General features: G+C 67.3%; 19 protein-coding genes and 3 pseudogenes. 5 read left to right on the top strand and 17 right to left on the bottom strand.

The features are described 5' to 3' along the window. Positions 1-96 precede the first annotated feature (96 nt). Together RVY76_RS09435 and RVY76_RS09430 are read right to left on the bottom strand one after the other, a co-directional pair. A complete protein-coding gene (locus tag RVY76_RS09435; RefSeq protein ID WP_317373623.1) occupies positions 97-531 on the bottom strand; it encodes a TIGR01244 family sulfur transferase in 435 nt (144 codons plus the stop codon). A gap of 72 nt (positions 532-603) precedes the next feature. Next, positions 604-819: a hypothetical protein gene (locus RVY76_RS09430; RefSeq protein ID WP_317373622.1), complete on the bottom strand. Its 216-nt coding sequence runs from the start codon at positions 817-819 to the stop codon at positions 604-606. A 138-nt stretch (positions 820-957) separates the two neighbouring features. On the opposite strand from RVY76_RS09430, the gene RVY76_RS09425 reads away from it, so the two are divergent. Beyond that, positions 958-1,221, top strand: a complete 264-nt coding sequence (locus RVY76_RS09425; protein WP_317373621.1) for a DUF2312 domain-containing protein — start codon at positions 958-960, stop codon at positions 1,219-1,221. 4 nt (positions 1,222-1,225) lie between these two features. Here RVY76_RS09425 and RVY76_RS09420 read toward each other — a convergent pair whose 3' ends face one another. From RVY76_RS09420 to RVY76_RS09400, 5 genes are all read right to left on the bottom strand, one after another. Then, complete coding sequence (locus RVY76_RS09420; protein ID WP_317373620.1) at positions 1,226-2,305, bottom strand: c-type cytochrome; 1,080 nt, start codon at positions 2,303-2,305, stop codon at positions 1,226-1,228. Further along, a complete protein-coding gene (locus RVY76_RS09415) occupies positions 2,302-2,862 on the bottom strand; it encodes a cytochrome c oxidase assembly protein (RefSeq protein ID WP_317373619.1) in 561 nt (186 codons plus the stop codon). Before RVY76_RS09415 ends, RVY76_RS09420 begins: the two co-directional genes overlap by 4 nt. Beyond that, positions 2,862-3,251: a hypothetical protein gene (locus RVY76_RS09410; protein ID WP_317373618.1), complete on the bottom strand. Its 390-nt coding sequence runs from the start codon at positions 3,249-3,251 to the stop codon at positions 2,862-2,864. The genes RVY76_RS09415 and RVY76_RS09410 overlap by 1 nt, the downstream gene beginning before the upstream one ends. Next, the gene (locus tag RVY76_RS09405) at positions 3,248-5,761 is read right to left on the bottom strand and encodes a cbb3-type cytochrome c oxidase subunit I (RefSeq protein WP_317376746.1); all 2,514 of its coding nucleotides are present in this window, start codon (positions 5,759-5,761) and stop codon (positions 3,248-3,250) included. Before RVY76_RS09405 ends, RVY76_RS09410 begins: the two co-directional genes overlap by 4 nt. A gap of 92 nt (positions 5,762-5,853) precedes the next feature. Continuing rightward, positions 5,854-6,846 (bottom strand): c-type cytochrome, encoded by a 993-nt coding sequence (locus tag RVY76_RS09400; protein ID WP_317373617.1) that lies wholly within the window; start codon positions 6,844-6,846, stop codon positions 5,854-5,856. Positions 6,847-7,035: 189 nt separating this feature from the next. Between RVY76_RS09400 and RVY76_RS09395 the strand changes: the two genes are divergently transcribed. Beyond that, positions 7,036-8,214, top strand: a complete 1,179-nt coding sequence (locus tag RVY76_RS09395; protein WP_317373616.1) for a cytochrome P450 — start codon at positions 7,036-7,038, stop codon at positions 8,212-8,214. Positions 8,215-8,674: 460 nt separating this feature from the next. Here RVY76_RS09395 and RVY76_RS09390 read toward each other — a convergent pair. The 4 genes and pseudogenes from RVY76_RS09390 to pobA all read right to left on the bottom strand — a co-directional run. Beyond that, positions 8,675-9,072, bottom strand: a pseudogene (locus RVY76_RS09390) (3-keto-5-aminohexanoate cleavage protein); the annotation flags it as partial. A gap of 3 nt (positions 9,073-9,075) precedes the next feature. Continuing rightward, positions 9,076-9,336, bottom strand: a pseudogene (locus tag RVY76_RS09385) (protocatechuate 3,4-dioxygenase subunit alpha); the annotation flags it as partial. Further along, positions 9,329-9,565: pseudogene (locus tag RVY76_RS09380) on the bottom strand (carboxymuconolactone decarboxylase family protein); the annotation flags it as partial. The pseudogenes RVY76_RS09385 and RVY76_RS09380, both read right to left, overlap by 8 nt. 31 nt (positions 9,566-9,596) lie before the next feature. After that, complete coding sequence (pobA, locus tag RVY76_RS09375) at positions 9,597-10,769, bottom strand: 4-hydroxybenzoate 3-monooxygenase (RefSeq protein ID WP_317373615.1); 1,173 nt, start codon at positions 10,767-10,769, stop codon at positions 9,597-9,599. A gap of 143 nt (positions 10,770-10,912) precedes the next feature. Between pobA and RVY76_RS09370 the strand changes: the two genes are divergently transcribed. Beyond that, complete coding sequence (locus RVY76_RS09370; RefSeq protein WP_317373614.1) at positions 10,913-11,398, top strand: MarR family transcriptional regulator; 486 nt, start codon at positions 10,913-10,915, stop codon at positions 11,396-11,398. Positions 11,399-11,407: 9 nt separating this feature from the next. Here the strand turns inward: RVY76_RS09370 and RVY76_RS09365 are convergent, their stop codons facing one another. The 4 genes from RVY76_RS09365 to RVY76_RS09350 all read right to left on the bottom strand — a co-directional run bounded on the left by RVY76_RS09365 (position 11,408) and on the right by RVY76_RS09350 (position 15,189). Then, the gene (locus RVY76_RS09365; protein ID WP_317373613.1) at positions 11,408-12,739 is read right to left on the bottom strand and encodes a TRAP transporter large permease; all 1,332 of its coding nucleotides are present in this window, start codon (positions 12,737-12,739) and stop codon (positions 11,408-11,410) included. After that, positions 12,732-13,262 (bottom strand): TRAP transporter small permease, encoded by a 531-nt coding sequence (locus RVY76_RS09360; protein WP_317373612.1) that lies wholly within the window; start codon positions 13,260-13,262, stop codon positions 12,732-12,734. The genes RVY76_RS09365 and RVY76_RS09360 overlap by 8 nt, the downstream gene beginning before the upstream one ends. A 54-nt stretch (positions 13,263-13,316) precedes the next feature. Beyond that, entirely contained in the window at positions 13,317-14,348 is a 1,032-nt protein-coding gene (locus RVY76_RS09355; RefSeq protein ID WP_317373611.1) for a TRAP transporter substrate-binding protein, read from the bottom strand. A 61-nt stretch (positions 14,349-14,409) separates the two neighbouring features. Continuing rightward, on the bottom strand, positions 14,410-15,189 hold the full coding sequence (locus tag RVY76_RS09350) for a crotonase/enoyl-CoA hydratase family protein (RefSeq protein WP_317373610.1): 780 nt from the start codon (positions 15,187-15,189) through the stop codon (positions 14,410-14,412). A gap of 104 nt (positions 15,190-15,293) precedes the next feature. Here RVY76_RS09350 and RVY76_RS09345 point away from each other — a divergent pair, with 104 nt between their 5' ends. Continuing rightward, a complete protein-coding gene (locus tag RVY76_RS09345) occupies positions 15,294-16,199 on the top strand; it encodes an amidohydrolase family protein (protein WP_317373609.1) in 906 nt (301 codons plus the stop codon). On the opposite strand, the gene RVY76_RS09340 is transcribed toward RVY76_RS09345, so the two are convergent. Continuing rightward, positions 16,175-17,878 (bottom strand): ABC transporter ATP-binding protein, encoded by a 1,704-nt coding sequence (locus RVY76_RS09340; protein ID WP_317373608.1) that lies wholly within the window; start codon positions 17,876-17,878, stop codon positions 16,175-16,177. The genes RVY76_RS09345 and RVY76_RS09340 overlap by 25 nt on opposite strands. Before the next feature lie 235 nt (positions 17,879-18,113). Between RVY76_RS09340 and cysE the strand changes: the two genes are divergently transcribed. Continuing rightward, entirely contained in the window at positions 18,114-18,926 is an 813-nt protein-coding gene (gene cysE / locus RVY76_RS09335; protein WP_317373607.1) for a serine O-acetyltransferase, read from the top strand. Here the strand turns inward: cysE and RVY76_RS09330 are convergent. Further along, positions 18,923-19,225, bottom strand: coding sequence for an FtsB family cell division protein (locus RVY76_RS09330; RefSeq protein ID WP_317373606.1), 303 nt, complete (start codon positions 19,223-19,225; stop codon positions 18,923-18,925). The two genes, cysE and RVY76_RS09330, sit on opposite strands and share 4 nt — an antisense overlap. Positions 19,226-19,276: the final 51 nt, after the last annotated feature.

The following is a 19,276-nucleotide window of genomic DNA, read 5'->3' as shown; positions in this document are numbered from 1 at the left end:
AGGCCGCGATACCCGATCTGACCGTCGAGCTGCCCCCTCGACCGCGTGACTTCGCCAGCCCGGCCGGGTCGCCGCGGTCAATATAGGAATGGAGTGTCAGCCCCTGCCGTTCTCAGCCATCGCGCGAAGCTGCGGCACCGCCGGGCCGAGGTCGTAGCCCGCCTGACCGCCTGCCGCGACGATGTCCTCGACCGGCATCGTCTCCACCGCGCCGAAGGCCCAGGCAAAGCAGGACCGCGTTCCCGAGCGGCAATAGGCAAGGACCGGACCGTTCGCTCCCTCGATCGTCCGCGCCTGCGCGTCCACCTCGTCGGGGCCCATCGCGCCGTTCACGACCGGGTTGAAGACAAAGCTCATACCCGCCGCTTCGGCCGCCTTGCGGATCGCGTCGCTTGCCTGGTCCGGGCCGACCTCCGCGTCGGGGCGGTTGCAGATCACCGTGACGAAGCCGCGCGCGGCGATTTCGGGCAGATCGCCCGGATCGATCTGCGGCGAGACGGCATAGCCGTCGGTGATGGGTCGGATATCCATGACGCGTCTCCTCGGTCAGTGGCGCGGTGGCGAATCTGCACCCTGCGCCCGCCAATCTCAAGGGCCGCCTTCCTAGCCGAGCACGATCCCCACGATCACGCAGCCGAGCCCGAGGCTCGAAAGCAGAAGCGCCCCGAGGTTCCACGCGACCAGACCCTGTAGCCGCGCGCGCAGCGCCTCGTCGTCGAGACCCGCGCGCCGCGCCTTCAGCGCCGCGACGATGCAGTAGACGAGCCCCGCGAGCCCCAGAACCGCAAGCGCGGCACCGATCCAGATCAGAAAGCCCATCGCGTCCTTCCCAGCTTCTCCGGATCCTCCGCTAGGCGATCGCGCCCTCGCGCGCAAGCCGCGGGGGCCTTGCCCAGAGCGGGCGCTGCGGCTAGGGGAGGGGCCCGTCACACAACATCGCCCGAGGGATCGCGCTCCATGTCCGACGCCGACGTCACCGACAGCTCCTACCACGTCACCGCCGACGAATTGCGGCAATTCATCGAGCGTTACGAACGGCTCGACCAGGAAAAGAAGGACATCGCCGAGGCGCAGAAGGAAGTGATGGCCGAGGCCAAGGGCCGCGGCTACGACACCAAGGTGATGCGCAAGGTCATCGCGCTCAGGAAGCGCGACAAGAACGACCTCGCCGAGGAGGAAGCCATGCTCGAGATGTACATGGAAGCGCTCGGCATGACCTGACGGGTCACTCCGCGACCTCGTCGAGGGTCGCGGGTGCCAGCGAGGCGTAATAGGCCGCGACATCGGCGATCTGCTCGTCGGTGAGTCGTTCGGCCGCCTCGTGCATCAGTTCCGCGCGCGGCCCGCCGCCCCGTTCCCCCTCCCGCCAGAGGTCGAGCTGCGTCTCGAGATAGGGGGCGTATTGACCGGCCAGCGAGGGGAACGCCTGGTCGATGGGCTCGGGCCAGGGGCCGTGGCAGGCGCGGCAGGCCGGCACGTCCTCCGATCCCGGCACCTCGGCATAGGCGATGGCGCGGCCGCGCTCGACCTGCTCGGGCGCGGCCGTCGTCTCCGCCGCTGCGCCCGGCCCGCGCGAGGCGAAATAGGAGGCCAGCGCCGCGAGGTCGCTTTCCCCGATGGATGTCGCCGCCTGCCGCATGAACCCGCTCTCGCGATCTCCGCCGCGATAGGCGTCGAGCGCCGCGTCGATGTAGGTCTCCGACAGGATGTCGAGACGCGGGATCAGCGCGTTGCCCGACACGCCGTCGGCCTCGTGGCACGAGGCGCAATAGGCCGTCTTGGGTGGCGCATCTGCGGGAACCTCGACCTCGTTCAGGGCGCGGTAGCGCGTCTCGTCCATATCCTCGACCTGCTGGAGGAACGCCACGACGGACCAGACCTCGTCGGGGCGATCGGCGGGCCATGCGGGCATCCCGCTCATCTTCACGCCCTGATACACGATCCAGTGCAGCTCGCCCGCGTCCCAGTGCCCCACCGCCTCGCGGATATGGGGCGGCTGCGGCACCATCGACAGCACCGTGGCCGAGCGGATGTCGCCGGGTGCCGCGTGGCAGGTCCGGCAGGCCGTGTCGAAATGCCCCGCCCCGAGATCGACCCGATCGGCCGTCCCGAGATCCTCGGGCACGTCCGTTCCCATCGACCATGTCTCGACCGAGTTGCGGAAGGTCGTGTGCAGGATCGGAGTGACGAACGGCAGATGCCCCAGCCGGGCCGAGACATTGTAGAGCCCGAAGAGCACGACCGATCCGCCGGCAAGCGCCCCGAGGATCGCGAGCGCCGCGAGGGTTCTGAGCACGGTCTTCATGTCGATCTTTCCTCGGGCAGGGACAGCACGCGGGAGGCGAGGACGAGCCCGCCGAGCAGATAGGCGGGCGTGCCCACGGCAAGCATGATCATCGCGCCGAGATGCTGGTCGGCCAGCGTCATGCCGTTGTCGCAGATCGTGCGCCCCGCGAAGATCAGGATCGCGCCCAGCAGCGTCATGTGCATCGAGGTCAGGAACAGCCCCGCCGCCCCGACGAGCGGGCTTTCCGCCGCGAAGGCTCCCCACCAGACGGCGAGCCCGACGATCAGGAACGACAGGTATTGCGCCGCCTCGATCCATCCTGCCTCGGTGCTCGCAAGATAGGGCCCCGGCAGATGCCAGCCCCAGACGACGAAGAACTCCACGACCGCCCCGGCAAGGACAGGCGGCGCGAAGCCCCGCCAGCGTTCCGGCATCGCCAGCGCGAGGACGGGGGCCACGATGGCGACCAGCGCGATATGGCGCAGCATGTGGGTCGCGAATTCGCCGATCCACGCATTCCACGGCAATGCCCAGAGCATCGCCGCCAGCGCCGCCGCGATCCCGGCCCATGCCATCAGATGCACCCCGTGATGAGGAGCGCGGGAAGCCCTACGAAGATCACCCCGATGGCCGAGACGACACAGAGCAGCACGCCGGCATGGCCCAGGAACTCGGTCCGTTCCTCGTCGGTCGGTTCCTCGTGGATGTAGTCCCAGTCGTCGGTGAGGTCCCATTTCACCCAGGCGAGCCAGCCGGTGATCGCGATCGCGACCAGCGCGGCGATGGTGACGCCGGCGACATAGCCGCGCAGCGGCAGGGCGAGCGGCCCCATCTCGAGCTTGGCGCAGAAGATCGCGGTGCCGCCATAGGTCAGGACGAAATGCACCGACCAGATGATGGGCCCGGCGATGAGCTGCCACATCGCCGTCTTGGGCGGGACATGGGGTTTCGCACGATCGCTCATCCCATCAGCCTCGGGACCGCGCCGATCATCGCGCAGGTGGCGAAGGCGGTGAGCGCGAGGAAGTGCCAGAAGAGCGTCACGTTCCAGAGATCCGCGTCGTAGCGCGGTGTCAGCCGCCCGAAGACGATCCCCGCGATGCAGAAGCCGAGCATGACGAGCCCGGCAAGCGTATGGGCCAGGACCCAGACCACCAGCACCCACATGATCGCCGGATAGACATGCTCGACCGGGTTCATCGCCGCGCCCCAGAGTGACTGGAAGAGCGCGCCCGCGCCGATCAGCGTCAGCACGACCCCCCCGATCAGCAGGAAAAGCGCCCGCCGGCTCGATCCCGCCCGGTTCACGTTGCGCGCGCCCCATGTCGCGGCCCAGGCGAGGGTATAGCAGATCACGGCCGCATAGACCCAGGACAGCGTCGCGTGTTCCGACCCCTCGGGCGGGAAGTCGGGCCGCGCGGTCCAGTAGAAGAACACCCCGAAGAGCAGGCTCGCGAAGGCGGTCATGTCGCCCAGCATGGTGATGAAGACGCCCCACCACCCCGGTGCCGCGCTTCCCGAGACGTAGATCGGCAGCTTGAGGCCGAGACCCACATCCTGCTTCTCGACCTCGGGGTGCAGGGCGGTCGAGGTCCAGAGCCAGTAGAGGATGCAGACCACCGCGAACGCGCCGCAAACGATCGCGGGCGTGTAGATGTGGAAGGTCGGAAAGATGAACGCACCGCCGGTGAAGGCCGCGGCCCAGATCGTGCACCATGCGGGCCCGGTGACGCGCGCGATGTGCTGCGGCCGCGCGTCGATGGCCGATGTGATGAGCGTCTCGCGATGCCCGAACTGCGAATCGGGCAGGTAGTAGCGCCCCGCATCCATCCGCTCGAGGATCCTTTCCTGCTGCCAGAGAGGGTAGCGCGACGTGATGTAGGGCACGGACCGCACGCCCCAGAACTCCTCGGGCACGTCATGCGACCATTCGAGCGTCCCGGCGTTCCAGGGGTTCCGCTCGGTCAGGGGCTGGTGGCCCTTCGGGCGCAGCAGGTCCCAGGCGAAGACGAGGATTCCCGCCGCCGTGACGAAGGCCCCCGCCGTCGAGATCGCGTTGAGCCAGTCCCAGCCAATATCGCCGGGATAGGTGAAGACACGCCGCGGCATTCCCTTCAGCCCGGTCAGATGCATCGGGAAGAAGCAGATGTTGAAGCCCACGAAGGTCAGCCAGAAGCTGATCCGTCCCAGTTTCGGCGACATCTTCTTCTTGGTGAAGAACGGATAGAAGTAATAGACGCCCGCGATCACCGGAAAGATCATCCCGCCGAACAGCGTGTAATGCAGATGCGCCACGATGAAATAGCTGTCGTGGACCTGCCAGTCGAAGGGCGCGAGCGCGACCATCACGCCGGTCAGTCCCCCCATGGTGAAGATCGCGACGCCCCCCGCGATCCAGAGCATCGGCAGGATCATCTTGACCCGGCCCACCATCAGCGTCGCCATGAAGGCGAAGAACTGCACGCCGGTGGGGATCACCACAGCCTCCGACGCCGCCGAGAAGAAGCCGAGCGACATGGCCGGCAGGCCCGTCGTGAACATGTGATGCACCCAGAGCCCGAAGCTCAGGAATCCCGTGCCGATCGCCGAGAGCACGATCCAGCTGTAGCCCCAGATCGGGATCTGCGCCGCCGTCGGCACCACCATCGCGGCGATCGCGATCGAAGGCAGGAAGATGATGTAGACCTCCGGATGCCCGAAGATCCAGAACAGGTGCTGCCAGAGCATCGGATCGCCGCCGCGGTCGGGGTCGAAGAACGGCCAGTCGAAGCTCCGCTGCATCTCGAAGAGCAGGTCGCCCGCAATGAGCGGCGGGAACGCGAACAGGATCATGCCCCCCACGACGAGGACATACCACGCATAGAGCGGCATGAGGTTGATCCGCATCCCAGGCGGGCGGCACTTGATGACGCCGACGATGAGCTCGACGGCCGCCGCGATGGAGGCGACCTCGATGAAGGACAGCCCCAGAAGCCAGATATCCGCCCCGATCCCCCCGTCGAGCATCGAAAGCGGCGGATACATGAACCAGCCCGATTTCGGCGCGGAATCGAACAATACGGACCCGAAGACGAAGAATCCTCCGATCACGAAGCACCAGAACCCGTAGGCCGAAAGCCGCGGGAACGGCATGTCGCGTGCCCCGAGGAAGGCCGGCAGGATCAGGATCGAGATCGCCTCGAACATCGGCACCGCGAAGAGGAACATCATCGCCGAGCCGTGCATCGTGAAGAACTGGTTGAACCGGTCCGCGCTGATGAAGTCGTTGTCCGGCACGGCGAGCTGCACCCGCATCAAAAGCGCCAGAAGCCCGGCGGCCAGCATGAAGCCGAAGGCCATCATGCAGTACCACTTGCCGACCTCGGAATTGTTCACGGCGGACCAGTAGCGGAACCCCTTGGGATCGGCCCAGACCTCGCGCAACCGCGCCTCCTGGGCGCGCGCCACCTCCGGATCGACGGGTTCGGCCAGCATCTCCTCGGTCGGGGGATAGATGCCCTCGGGCGTCACGTCCTGATCGACGGCGGCCGAGATCCGGGCGGGATCGGGGGTGAATTCGGTCGCGCTCATTCCAGCCCCTCGAGATAAGCCACGAGCGCGGACATCTCCGCCTCGCTCAGGTGATCGTATGCGGGCATCCTCGCCCCGGGCTTGACCTCGTCGGGATCACGGATCCAGCGCGCGAGGTTGTCTCCCGTCAGCTCCATGATGCCGGCGGCAAGCGACGTGCGGCCGGCGAGATGGGTGAGATCGGGGCCGAGCCTGCCCGCCGCCTGGGTCCCGCGCACCGCATGGCAGGCACCGCACCCTTCCGAGAAGAACACCCGCTGCCCCTCCCGTTCGAGCGCGCCCTCGGGCGGAGCTGCGGGCCGGGAAATGCGGCCGAGCCAGGCGTCGAAGCTCTCGCGCGGCATGACCACGGCGTTGAGCGCCATCAGCGCATGGCTGTCGCCGCAGAACTCGGCGCATTGCCCGCGATAGGTTCCGACATCGAGCGGTTCGAGAGACATGCGGTTGGTGCGTCCGGGGATCATGTCGGTCTTGCCGCCGAGCCCGGGAATCCAGAGCGAATGGATGACCCGCGCGGCCTCCAGCGTGATCTCCGACCGGGTGCCCACGGGAAAGCGGATCTCGTTGGCCGAGACGATGGGCGTGTCGGCCCCCTCGGGCCAGTAATGGACCCGCCACCACCACTGCTCGCCCACGACCTCCATGCGCGTGCCCTGACCCGGCGCGCGCTGGTCCGGCATGATCGACAGGCCGTAGGTCAGCAACCCGCCCACGACGACCGTCGGGAACAGGATGCCGCCGCCGATGATTAGCATTTCGGCCTTGCGCCGCGACATCGGCGTGGGCCTGATCCGCGTGAGAAAGAAGAAGAGGCCGTTGATCAGGAACCAGATCGCGACGGCCCCCGCCAGCATCACCCAGAGGAGCCCGGCGAGAACCTCCGCGTCGCGCCCCCCGGGGCTCAGCGCGGATTGCGGTCCGTCGCATGCGGCAAGCGCGAGAATGAATAGGCCCGTCCAAAGAACGAGGGAGGCGGGTCGCGCGATCATGCCGTGGCTCTCGAGTATGTCTGACGCTATCGTGACCAGATTTGAACGCGATTGCAATTCCCTTGGACCGCGCGGCGAAGGTCGCGACCTCCTCAGAAAAATGGTGCACGACCGGAATCCGAGGTCTATCGTTTACCGGGTGAACGGTTTCGCATGCTTGCGTTCCGGGCCGCGACCGGGGAGGGGACGATGGCCAAATTTGCACCGCTCGACGAGACGATCACGCTCGACGCGCTCGATCGCGATCCCTACCCGATCTATCGCCGATTGCGGGCCGAGGCCCCGGTCTGCCGGGTGGCCGCCGCACGTCGTACCCTGCTGACCAAGGCGGCCGAGACGAAATACGTGAAGGACAATCCCGATCTCTTCAGCTCGAACGATCCGGACACACCGATGAAGCGCGCCTTCCAGGCCCATACCCTGATGCGCAAGGATGGCCCCGACCATCTGCGAGAGCGGATGGCGATGGCCCCCGCCTTCGCACCCCGGGTGATCCGCGACGACTGGATGCCGCGCTATGCCCGCATCGCCGAGGAATACGTCGCGCGCCTGCCCAGGGGCGAAATCGTCGACCTCTTCCCCGCGCTTTCGGGCCCCTATGCCGCGCGCGGCCTCGCGATCCTTCTCGGCATCGAAGAGGCGACCGACGATGAGATGCAGCGCTGGTCGCAGGCCCTGATCGACGGGGCCGGAAATTTCGGCTGGCGCGACGGGCCGTTCGAGGTCAGCGACCGCGCCAATGCCGAGATGAACAAACTCTTCGACGGGCTGCTCGACCGCCACTGCGCAGAGCCCGACAACTCGGCGTTGTCGGTCATGCTGAACGCCGAGGATCCGATCGAGCTTTCGCAGATCTACGCCAACATCAAGATCGCCATCGGCGGCGGCATCAACGAGCCGCGCGACGCGCTCAACACGATCCTCTACGGTCTGCTCACCCATCCCGACCAATGCGAAGAGGTGGTGCGCAACGCCGACTGGGATCGCGCCTTCGAGGAGGGGGTGCGCTGGGTCGCGCCGATCCAGGCTTCCTCGCGGCTCGTGACCGAGGATACCGAACTCGGCGGCTGCCTGATCCCCGAGGGCGACACGGTAATGACGATCCAGGCCAGCGCGAACCGCGACGAGGACGTGATCGAGAACGGCGAGGACTTCATCGTCTATCGCGACAAGACCCCGCATCAGAGTTTCGGAAACGGTCCGCATTTCTGTCAGGGCACCCATGTCGCGCGGCGCGCCGTCGGCCAGATCATGCTGCCGATCCTGTTCGACCGGTTCCCGAGGATGACGATCCCCGATCGCGACGCGGTCATCTGGCGCGGCTTCGGCTTTCGCGGGCCGATCACGATGCCGGTGCTCCTGCAATGATCGGGCCTTCGCCGGCAACGGCCCGTTCGGAAGCTGTATCGACGCGCCCGGGATCGCGGCGGAATTCCCGGGGACGGCGTTCCTCGGGCGGATGATCGAGTTCGAGCGCCTGGACCGAGGGCCTCCGTGATCTCGGCGTGGCGGGTGCCGATGCGGCGGAGGCCGCGCTCGCGACCCTCGTGCCCGGTTCGGTCGATCTCGCGGACCTCGCGCGCGGATCGGAGCGGGACGGCCTGCCGGTGCCGCGGATGATCGCGGAGCTGAAGGCCCGGGCGGGCCATGAGGCAGGCGCGCTTCATCAGGGTGCGACGACGCAGGACGTGATCGACACCGCGATGGTGCTGACCCTCAGGGCAGTGGCCCAGATCCTGCAGCGCAGGATCGCCGGGGTAGAGACAACCCTGTGGCGGACCTCCGGGGCCCACGGTCATCGCACGTCGACGGGCTATCCGAGGATGCAGGCCGCGCGTCCGACCAGCGCCGCGTTCGAGGGCGCGAGCGTGTCGCGGTCGAGGCGGACATTGCCTCCAGCCCCGTGCGCGCATGTCCCCCCGCCGCGATGGCCCATTCATTCAGCACGATCTGCCCCGCGCCCGACCGCCCTCCGGTCGAGAGCTGCACGATCATGCCGGGGCAATGCGCCCCGATCCCTTCCTCGAGGCGTGCGGACGTCTCGGGGTCCGCGGACGGGCTTCCGTCGTCGTTGTGGACATGGGCGTGGCAGATGCTCGCCCCCGCCTCGAAGGCCTCGTGGGTCGATTCGACCTGTTCGGCCACGGTGATCGGCACGGCGGGATTGTCGGATTTCTGCGGCAGCGATCCAGTGATGGCGAAACGGATGATGCAGGGGGTGCCCATGGCTCAGATATCCGGAAAGACGGTCTCGTCCGGACCCTGAAGATGGATGTCGAAGAGGGATCCCTCCTCCTGCGGCCGGGCCAGAAGCGTCGCGACGCGGCTGCGATGCTCGATACGCGCGAGGATCGGATCCTCTGCATTCGTTGCCGCCTCGTCGGCGAAATAGGCGCGGGTATGAAGCCCGAGATAGATCCCGCGCGCCACGATCCAGAGCGTGACATGTGGGGCCTGCACCCGCCCGTTGCCGAAGGGTCCGCGCCCCGGTGCGTCGCGTGGCGCGGACGTGCATCGGGATTTCCTCGAAATTGCCGGTCGCGGCCGGAAGCGCCAGCGTCAGCATCGAGCGTTCGCGCCGGCTGATCGTGTCGTCGGCCCAGACATTCCCCCATGCCCCTTCGGCGATGAGCCCCTGAAAGGGCAGGTCGAGTTCGGTCTAGGCGGCCTCGGCGCGGTCCACATGGGCATCGCCCAGCACCTCGCGCCGGACCTGCATGCCGCGGTCGAAACGGTTCACCGTCAACCCCTCAATAGGGCAGGCCCACGTAATTGGCGGCCATCGCCCGTTGCGCATCAGCGTTGCCGCGCAGGAAATCGAGCTCGGCGAGCTGGATCTTGCGGTCGAACGCGCTCTGATCGTCGGTGCGGTGCATGATCTGCGAGAACCACCAGGAGAACCGCTCGACCTTCCAGACGCGGGCGAGCGCATCCTGCGAATAGCTGTCGAGCCCGGCGCTCTCGCCCTGCTCGTAGTACCGGCAAAGCCCCCGGTGCAGGTACCGCACGTCCGAGACGGCGGTGTTGAGCCCCTTGGCCCCCGTGGGCGGCACGATATGCGCCGCATCCCCGCAGAGAAAGAGCCGCCCCCAGCGCATCGGCTCCGTCACGAAGGAGCGCAGCGGGGCGACCGATTTCTCGATGCTCGGCCCCGTGACCAGCGCATCGGCATGCGCGCGCGGCAGCCGCCTTCGGAACTCCGCCCAGAAACGGTCGTCGGACCAGTCCTCGGGCCGGTCGCTCGACGGGCATTGCACGTAGGACCGGCTCAGATGCGGGTTGCGCATCGAGGCCAGCGCGAAGCCCCGGTCGCTGTTGGCATAGATCAGCTCGTGATGGACCGGCGGCGTTTCCGACAGGATGCCGAGCCAGCCATAGGGATAGACCCGTTCGAAATCGCGGCGGACGCTTTCGGGAATGGTGTTGCGCGATACGCCATGGAACCCGTCGCACCCCGCGACGAAGTCGCAGTCGATGCGCCGGCTCTCGCCATCGACGCGATAGGTGACGTGGGGCGTGTCGGTATCGGCATCGTGGATCTCGACATCCTCGACCCGGTACTCGATCGGATGCCCCGCGTCCTCGAGTGCGTCGTAGAGATCGCGCGTCACCTCGGTCTGGCCGTAGACCAAGACCGAATGGCCCGTCATCTCGCGGAAATCGATGCGGAACGCGTCATCGCCCCGGGCGAGCACCACGCCGTCATGGGACAGCCCCTCTCGGTGGAGGCGCGCGCCGATCCCGGCCTCGTCCATCAGCTCGACGAGACCCCGCTCCAGCACGCCCGCGCGGATGCGCCCCAGCACGTAGTCCCGCGTCTGCCGTTCGAGGACGACGCTCTCGATCCCGCGCACCGCCAGCAATCGGGCGAGGAGCAGGCCCGACGGCCCGCCGCCAATGATGACGACCTGGCTGCGTGTCATCGCAATTCCCCCTCTGCCCGGTCCGGTATGGCGGGGCATATTCGCGTGGACAGGCCCCGGGCCCTTGCATATCGTTCACCATGTAAACGAACCGAAATCCGCCGGGCCGCGCTTTCGGCCCCCGCACGATCCGAGGGCCGATCATGGGCCAGACGAGCGATCTCGACGCGACCGACGGCGACCTCGCCGCGACGTCCGATCTCGAAGGACTCATCGGCTACAATCTCAAGCGCGCCTACGTGATCGTGCTGAACGATTTTCGCGCGACTCTGGGCGAGGAGGGGCTCTCGCCACGCTCCTTCTCGGCGCTGTCGCTCGTCGTGCAGAACCCGCACGTCACGCAGAGCGCGCTGGCACGGATGCTCGGGATCGAACGCTCGGGCCTCGTCGCGATCATCGATACGCTCGAAAGGCAGGGCTATCTCGACCGGGAGGCGGTGCCGGGCGACCGGCGGATCCAGGCGCTCGTCCCGACGCGGGCGGGCCGCACGGCCCATGCCGAGGCCCGCGCCGCGGTCGAGCGTCACGAAGAGGCCCTCTTTTCCGGCCTCGCGCCCGCCGATCGCCGCCGGCTGCTGCAAATCCTGCGCGACTTTCGCGCCGCGCACGAGAGCGGGGAGGGGGAGTGACGCCATCGCTCAGCCCAACCCGTCGATGAACCGGACGAGCCAGAGCGTGATCGCCGGAAACGCCACGAGGATCGCGACCCGCACCATGTCGGTCAGCACGAAGGGCAGCGCGCCACGATAGGTCTGGCCGATCGGCGTGTCGCGATCCATCGAGTTGATGATGAAAAGGTTCATGCCCACGGGCGGCGTGATCAGCCCCACCTCCACCACGATCAGGACGAGGATCCCGAACCAGAGCCCGAAATCCCCCGGTGCCAGTCCGAAATCGAGAACGCTCACGATCGGATAGATGATCGGCACGGTCAGCAGCACCATCGACAGGCTGTCCATGATGCAGCCGAAGATCAGGTACATGACGAGAACCGCGGCCAGCACGATCCAGGGCGAGACATCCTGCCCCCCGATCCAGGCCGATGCCGTCTGCGGAAGCTGCGTGAGCGCGAGAAAGCTGTTGTAGATCCCCGCGCCCAGGATGATGAGGAAGATCATCGCCGAGGACGACGCCGTCGCGTAGATCGCCAGCTTCAGCCGCCGCCAGTCGAGCTGCCCGGCGGCGAGCGCGGCGATGCCGGTGCCCGCGGCCCCGACCGCCGCCGCCTCGGTCGGCGTGAAGATCCCGGCATAGATGCCGCCCACCACCGCCACGAAGATCGTCATCACGGGCCAGACCTGCGCCAGCGCCGAAAGCCGGCCCGACCAGGGCACGCGCGCCTTGACCTGTGCCGCGTTTGGCGACACCCGCACCCAGACCGAGATGGCGAGCATGTAGCCCAGGGCCGCGAGGATGCCGGGGATCAGCGCCGCGACGAAGAGCTTCTCGATATTCTGCTCCGCGAGGATTGCATAGATCACGAGGATCACGGATGGCGGGATCAGGATGCCGAGCGTGCCGCCCGCCGCCAGCGCGCCCGTCGAGAGCGATCCGGGATAGCCGTAGCGCTTCATCTCGGGCAGGGCGGTCTGGCCCATCGTCGCGGCCGTGGCGAGCGACGATCCGCAGATCGCCCCGAAGCCCGCGCAGGCCCCGACCGCCGACATCGCGACGCCACCGCGCCTGTGGCCCAGAAACGCCTCTGCCGCCCGGAAAAGCGAGGCCGACATGCCCGAAAGCGTCGCGAACTGGCCCATCAGCAGGAACAGCGGAATGATCGAGAAGGAATAGTTCGAGAACGTCCCGTAGACGAGCGTCTTGGACTGGTTCAGCATCATCATCGGCGTGCCGAGCACCATCCACGACCCGCCGACCCCCACCGCGATCATGGCGAGCGCGATGGGCATCCGCACAAAGACGAGCGCCAGCAGGACCGGGAACGACCAGAGCGCGAGCGCGAAGTCAGACATGGCGGGGATCGTCCGTCTCGCCGCGCAGAAGCGCGCGGGCCGATCGCAGGATGCAGAACGCGGCCACCAGCGCGAAGGCCACCGCACCGACGAGCGCCGCGGCATATCCCTGCCAGACGGGCACCTGCGCGATCAGCGTCGTCTCGCCGTAGCCGAGCTTGTCGAGCATCCCGAGATAGAGCCGCTGCGCGCCCACCACGGCCACCGCGCACATCGCGATGTCCATCACGAGGTCCAGCACCCGGTTCGCGGTGCCGGGGAAATAGGGCGTGAACAGATCGACCGTCGCATGGCCGCGCTGCAACTGGCAGATCGGAAGGAAGGCGAAGATCGCGACGGCGATCGCGATCTCGGTATAGTCGTAGATCCCCCGGATCGGGCCGGGGCCGATCCCCAGCGGCACCAGCGCGCGGCCGATGATCGACACGCAGGTCAGCACCGTGATGGCAAGGAGAATGATCCCCCCGGCGAGGGCCGCGATCCGCGCGATCGCATCGGCAAGTCTGGCGAGAAGGTCATACACGGTCGGGCCCGGCTCCGGGAATGCGCGGGAGTCGGAATGCCTCCCGCCGTGACGTCACTGCGAATGCTGCTCGATCAGGCCGCGGGCCTGCTCGATCAGGGCGCGCCCGTCGATCCCGCGTCCGTCCATCTCCCCGACCCAGCGGTCGATGACCGGCTGCGCCGCCTCCTTCCAGGGGGCGACCTCCTCCGGGCCGAGCGTGATGATGTTGTTGCCGGCCTCGACCGCGATTTCGCGCGCCGGGGCGTCGAAATCGTACATGATCTGCGCCGCCTCTCCCGACAGCTTGGCACCCGATTCCGCCATCAGCGCCTCCTGCAGGTCGGGATCGAGGGCGTTCCAGCTGTCGCGGTTCATCACCAGAACGATCGTCGCGGTATAGAGCGCCTCGTCCCCGCCGAATTCGGTGTGATTGTCGACGAGCTCCGTCAGGCGGATCGACGACGTGACCTCCCACGGAATGACCGTGCCCGAGACGACGCCCTTCGACAGCGCCTCCGGGATCGCCGGAAGCGGCATCCCGACCGGCGTGGCCCCGAGCTCCTGCAACATGTCGTTGATGACCCGTGTCGGGCCACGCATCGCCTTGCCCTGCATGTCGTCGAGGGTCTCGACGGGATCGGCCGTGTGGATCACGCCCGGACCGTGGACCCAGGCCCCCAGCACCTTCAGATCGCCGTATTCGTTGTCCTGCCAGTCGGTCTCGACCATGTCCCAGAAGGCCAGCGCCGTGGCGCGGGGCTCGGTCATCATGAAGGGCAGCTCGAAGACCTCGGTGCGGGGAAAGCGGTTGGGCGTATAGCCCACCAGCGTCATGGCGAGGTCCACGACCCCGTCGCGCGCCTGGTCCATCAGGTCGCTCGGACGTCCGCCCAGCGCCATGGCGTCGAAATGCTGGATCGCGATGCGGCCGTCGGTCGCCTCGGACACCCGCTCGCCCCAGGGTTTCAGGATCTCCTGCGGCACGGGGGCCTGCGGCGGCAGGAACTGGTGCAGTCTCAGCGTCACCTCCTGCGCATGGAGCCCCATCGGCAGCGCGGTTGCGGCGATGACGCCCAGACCGGCCAGAAAAGTGCGTTTCCTCATGTCGTCCTCCCAGTTGACGTTCGCCATCCTGCCCGAGGGCGGGGCGGCATGCACGCGGTCTTCACGACCTGAACTTCGGCTCCCGCTTCTCGAGGAAGGCGCGCAATCCCTCCTTCGCGCCTTCCGAGGTCTGCGCCATGGCCGCCGCGAGGCTTTCGGTGAAAAGCCCGTCCGACCGGCTCATCTCGTTGATCCGAGAAATGGCCTGCAGCATCAGGTAATTCGAGAAGGGCGCATTGTCGGCGATCCGGCTCGCAAGCTCGGCGGCCAGCGCGGGGCCCTCTCCCGCGCCCACCGAATAATGCGCAAGCCCCAGCGACAATCCTTCCTCCACCCCAAAGCTCCGGCCCGTCAGCATCATCTCCCGCATCCGGTCGGGGCCCAGGATGCGCCCCACGCGCACGGTCGCGCCCCCGCCCACGAAGATCCCGCGCCGCCCCTCGGGCAGCTGGAACCGGACCGAGGGCTCGGCAATGCGCACATGGGTCGCCGCCGCGATCTCGAGCCCGCCGCCGATCACCGCGCCGGTCAGGACCGACACGACCGGTAGGCCGCCCGTCTCGATCAGGTCGGCGACACGGTGCCAGTTGCGCGAATGAAAGACCGTTTCTTCCGGGCTGCGATGCTCGTGCTCGCTCAGGTCGAGGCCGGAACAGAAATGCCCTCCCTCGCCCTTCAGGATCACTGCGCGCACGCCGTCCGGCGGGCGGGAGAAGAACGCGTCGAGCGCGTCGACCAGCGCATCGTTCATCGCGTTGCGCTTCGCGGGCCGGTCGAGGACCAGCGTCGCGATGTCGCCCTCGCGTTCGATCCGGACGATGTCGTCGCGGCCTGCGCCCATCTTTGCCTCCCGCGTCGCGGCTCGGAATGGTTATAGGGATTAACAATTCTTCCGCATAGCGTTTTCTTCTGCTACGCTCGACGGGCGAGAGGGAGGATCACGCCATGGTCGATTTCGCATCCATCGAGGCCATCGATTTCCACACCCATGCCGAGGAGCCCTGCTGCGGGCCGCGCGACGACGGATATACCGAGTTCCAGGCCGCGATGGCCAAGTATTTCCGCAACCCCGCCGGGGCCGACGGAATGCTCCCCACAGTCGAGCAGACCGCCGCCCATTACCGCGCCCGCAACATCGCCGCCGTGATCTTTCCCGTCGATGCCGAGCGCGAGACCGGCTTCAACCGCTATTCGAACGAGGACGTGGCCCGCATCGCGGCCGAGAACGACGACATCCTCATTCCCTTCGCCTCGGTCGATCCGCACAAGGGCCGCGCCGGCGCGCGCGAGGTCCGCCGCCTCGCGCGCGATTTCGGCGTCAGGGGCTTCAAGTTCCACCCCACGATGCAGGGTTTCTTCCCGAACGACCGGGCGGCCTGCTACGACGTGCTCGAAGCCTGCGCGGAGGAGGGGGTCATCACGCTCTTCCATACCGGGCAGACCGGCGTCGGATCGGGCATGCGGGGCGGGATGGGGATGCGCCTGAAATACTCCAACCCGATGCATCTCGACGATGTCGCGGTCGATTTCCCCGACATGCCCATCGTGCTCGCCCATCCCTCCTTTCCCTGGACGGAGGAGGGGCTCGCCGTGGCGCAGCACAAGCCCAACGTCTATGTCGACATGTCGGGCTGGTCGCCGAAATACTTCCCCGAGATCTTCGTGAAATACGCCAATTCGATCCTCAAGCGAAAGATGCTCTTCGGGTCCGACTGGCCGGCCATCACACCCGATCGCTGGCTCGCGGATTTCGCGGATGCCCCGATCAAGGACGAGGTCCGCCCCCTGATCCTGAAGGAGAACGCGATGCGGCTCCTCGGCGTGGATCAGGCGGCACTCAGCCGCGCATAGGCCCCGCCGCGCTCCAGCAGGTCGGCATGGCTGCCCGTCTCGACGATGCGGCCGTCCTGCATCACCGCGATCCGGTCGGCGTCGCGGATCGTGCCGAGCCGGTGCGCGATGACCAGCGTCGTGCGCCCGCGCGACAGATCGTTGAGCGCCTGCTGGATCTGCCGCTCCGTCTCGGTATCGAGGGCCGAGGTCGCCTCGTCGAGGATCAGGATCGGCGGGTTCCTGAGGAAGATCCGCGCGATCGCGACCCGCTGCTTCTGTCCACCCGAAAGCGTCACGCCACGCTCGCCCACCACGGTGTCGAGCCCGTCGGGCAGCCGCGCGATCACTTCGCCCAGCCGCGCCTTTCCGGCCGCGTCGAGGATGTCCTCCTCGGTCGCGTCGAGCCTGCCATAGGCGATGTTCTCGCGCAGCGTGCCGCCGAAGAGGAACACGTCCTGGCTCACGATGCCGATCTGGCGGCGCAGCGAGGTCAGGGTCATCGTCCGCGTGTCGATCCCGTCGATGGTGATGCGCCCGGCCTGTGGCTCGTAGAAGCGGGGCACCAGAGCCAGGAGCGAGGTCTTGCCCGCGCCGGACGGACCCACGAAGGCGACCGTCTCGCCGGCCCCCACATGCATCGTGACGTCCGACAGGACCGGCCGCTCGACGTCGTAGCCGAAGCCGACCCCCTCGAAGCGGATCTCGCCCGACAGGTCCGGCGCGTCGGTCGCGCCCGGCGCATCCTCGATGTCGGGCGTCGTCGCCATCAGCTCGCGGTAGCGGCGGAAGCCCGCGATCCCGCGCGGATAGAGCTCGATCACCGCGGCGATCTTCTCCAGCGGGCGGAAGAACAGGCCCACCAGCAGCAGGAAGGCGACGTAGCCCCCCGTCGTCAGCGTGTCCTGCAGCACGAAGGCCGCGCCGACGACCATCACCGTCACCTGGACGAAGCGCATGCCCATGTAGTTGAGCGTCGAGGACGCCGCCATCACGCGGTAGGCCGACAGCTTCGTGTCGCGATACCGCGCGTTGTCCCGCGCGAAGAGCGTCTTTTCGTGATGTTCGTTGGCAAAGGCCTGCACCACGCGGATGCCACCCACATTCTCTTCGAGGCGGACGTTGAAATCGGCGACGCGGGCATAGATCGACCGCCAGGTCCTGGTCATGCGGCCGCCGAAGACGACCACGATGCCCGCGCAGATCGGCACGATCGCCGCCGTGATGAGCGCCAGTTCGAGGTCGATGAACATCATCATCACGAAGGCACCGATGAAGGTCATCACCGCAACGAACAGATCCTCCGGCCCGTGATGGGCGACCTCGCCGATCTCCTCGAGATCGCGCGTCACGCGCGCCACCAGCTTGCCGGTCCGCACCTTGTCGAAATACGAGAAGGACAGCCTCTGGAGCTGGTCGAAGGCCCGCCTGCGCATCTCGGTCTCGATATTGATCCCGAGCATGTGACCCCAGTAGATCACGATATACATGAGGCCCGTATTGATCGCGTAGATCACCAGAAGGCCGACCGCGGCCACGATGGTCAGTGCGATGTCGCCCCGCGGCAGCAGCACGTCGATGAAAAGCTTGATGGCCAGCGGAAACGACAGCTCCAGCAGCCCCGACACGATCGCGCTGCCGAAATCGAGCCAGAAGAGCTTCCTCCACGGCCGGTAATAGGCGAAGAAATCTCGCAGCATTCCATGCTCTCCGGACGGGCCCCGGGGGGCGGTGACAGGTCCGCTGCGGCTTCTTCGGAGAGGTCGAAGTGGCAATGTGGCGGGCCGACGGCCCCGCCTAGCCCTATTCCGGGGGGGGCGTCAACGCCACGGCCGCATCTCCGCTCGTGATGGCGGGCTTCGCGATAAGTCGTTTTCTCCCACGCGATGCGACCCTATATAGTGCCGCCAGAGACCCTCGAAGGAGATGCGCGCCATGAGCCTCAATCCCAAGCCGCTCGCCGCGATCGACCCCGTCTGGAGCCGCATCCGCTCCGAGGCCCAGGAGGCCACCGCCGACGAGCCGCTGCTGGGCGGGCTCTTCCACTCCTCGATCCTGCACCACAAGTCGCTGGCGCACGCGCTGGCCTTCCGCATGTCGCTGAAACTTTCGTCGGGCGAGATGCCCGAGCAGCTCATGCGCGAGATCGCCGACGAGGCCTATTACGACGATCCGACCCTGACCGAGGCCGCGCGCGCCGATCTCGTCGCGACCTACGAACGCGACCCGACCTGCCACCGCTTCCTGCAGCCGCTTCTCTACTTCAAGGGGTTCCAGGCGGTGCAGGCCTACCGTGTGGGCCACTGGCTCTGGGAACGCGACCGCAAGGATCTCGCCTATTTCATCCAGATGCGCGTCTCTGAGGTCTACGGCGTCGACATCCATCCGGCCGCGAAGATGGGCAAGGGGATCATGATCGACCACGCCCATTCCATCGTCATCGGCGAAACCGCGACGGTCGGCGACAACGTATCGATGCTGCATTCGGTCACGCTCGGCGGGACCGGCAAGGAACATGACGACCGTCACCCCAAGATCGGCGACGGCGTGCTGATCGGCGCGGGGGCCAAGGTTCTGGGCGCGATCCGGGTCGGACATTGCTCGCGCATCGCGGCAGGCTCGGTCGTGCTCGAGGAAGTGCCGCCGATGAAGACCGTGGCCGGCGTCCCCGCCCGCATCGTCGGAGAGGCGGGCTGCGAACAGCCCTCGATCGTGATGAACCACCTCTTCGGCGGAACGCCCGACTAGCGCAGGACGATCTCGTCGCTGCGCAGATAGCCCAGCACCGACCGCGCCTGCTCGTCGAGCAGGTCGAGGTCGAGATACTTGTCCGACAGCCTCCGGGTCTTGTTCCGCATCTCGGCCACCTCGGCCGTGAGCGCGGCATGTTCGGCCTGCAGGATGCGCTCCTCCGCCTGGATCTCCATGCGGCGCAGCAGGCCGAAATCGCCCTGCACCGAGGCGAAGGCGAAATAGAGCCCGAGAACGAATGTCAGTGTGAAATAGACGAGCAGGCCCAGGGCCGGGCTCTTGCGCGGATGTGTCATCGTCTGCCTCGCGACTGGGCGCTCTCTGACGGAACGCTCTCGGGCAGGACG

This window comes from Palleronia sp. LCG004 (assembly GCF_032931615.1).
Taxonomy (GTDB): domain Bacteria; phylum Pseudomonadota; class Alphaproteobacteria; order Rhodobacterales; family Rhodobacteraceae; genus Palleronia.
Note: the sequence above shows the minus strand (reverse complement) of the source record. Positions and strands in the feature narration are given on the sequence as shown.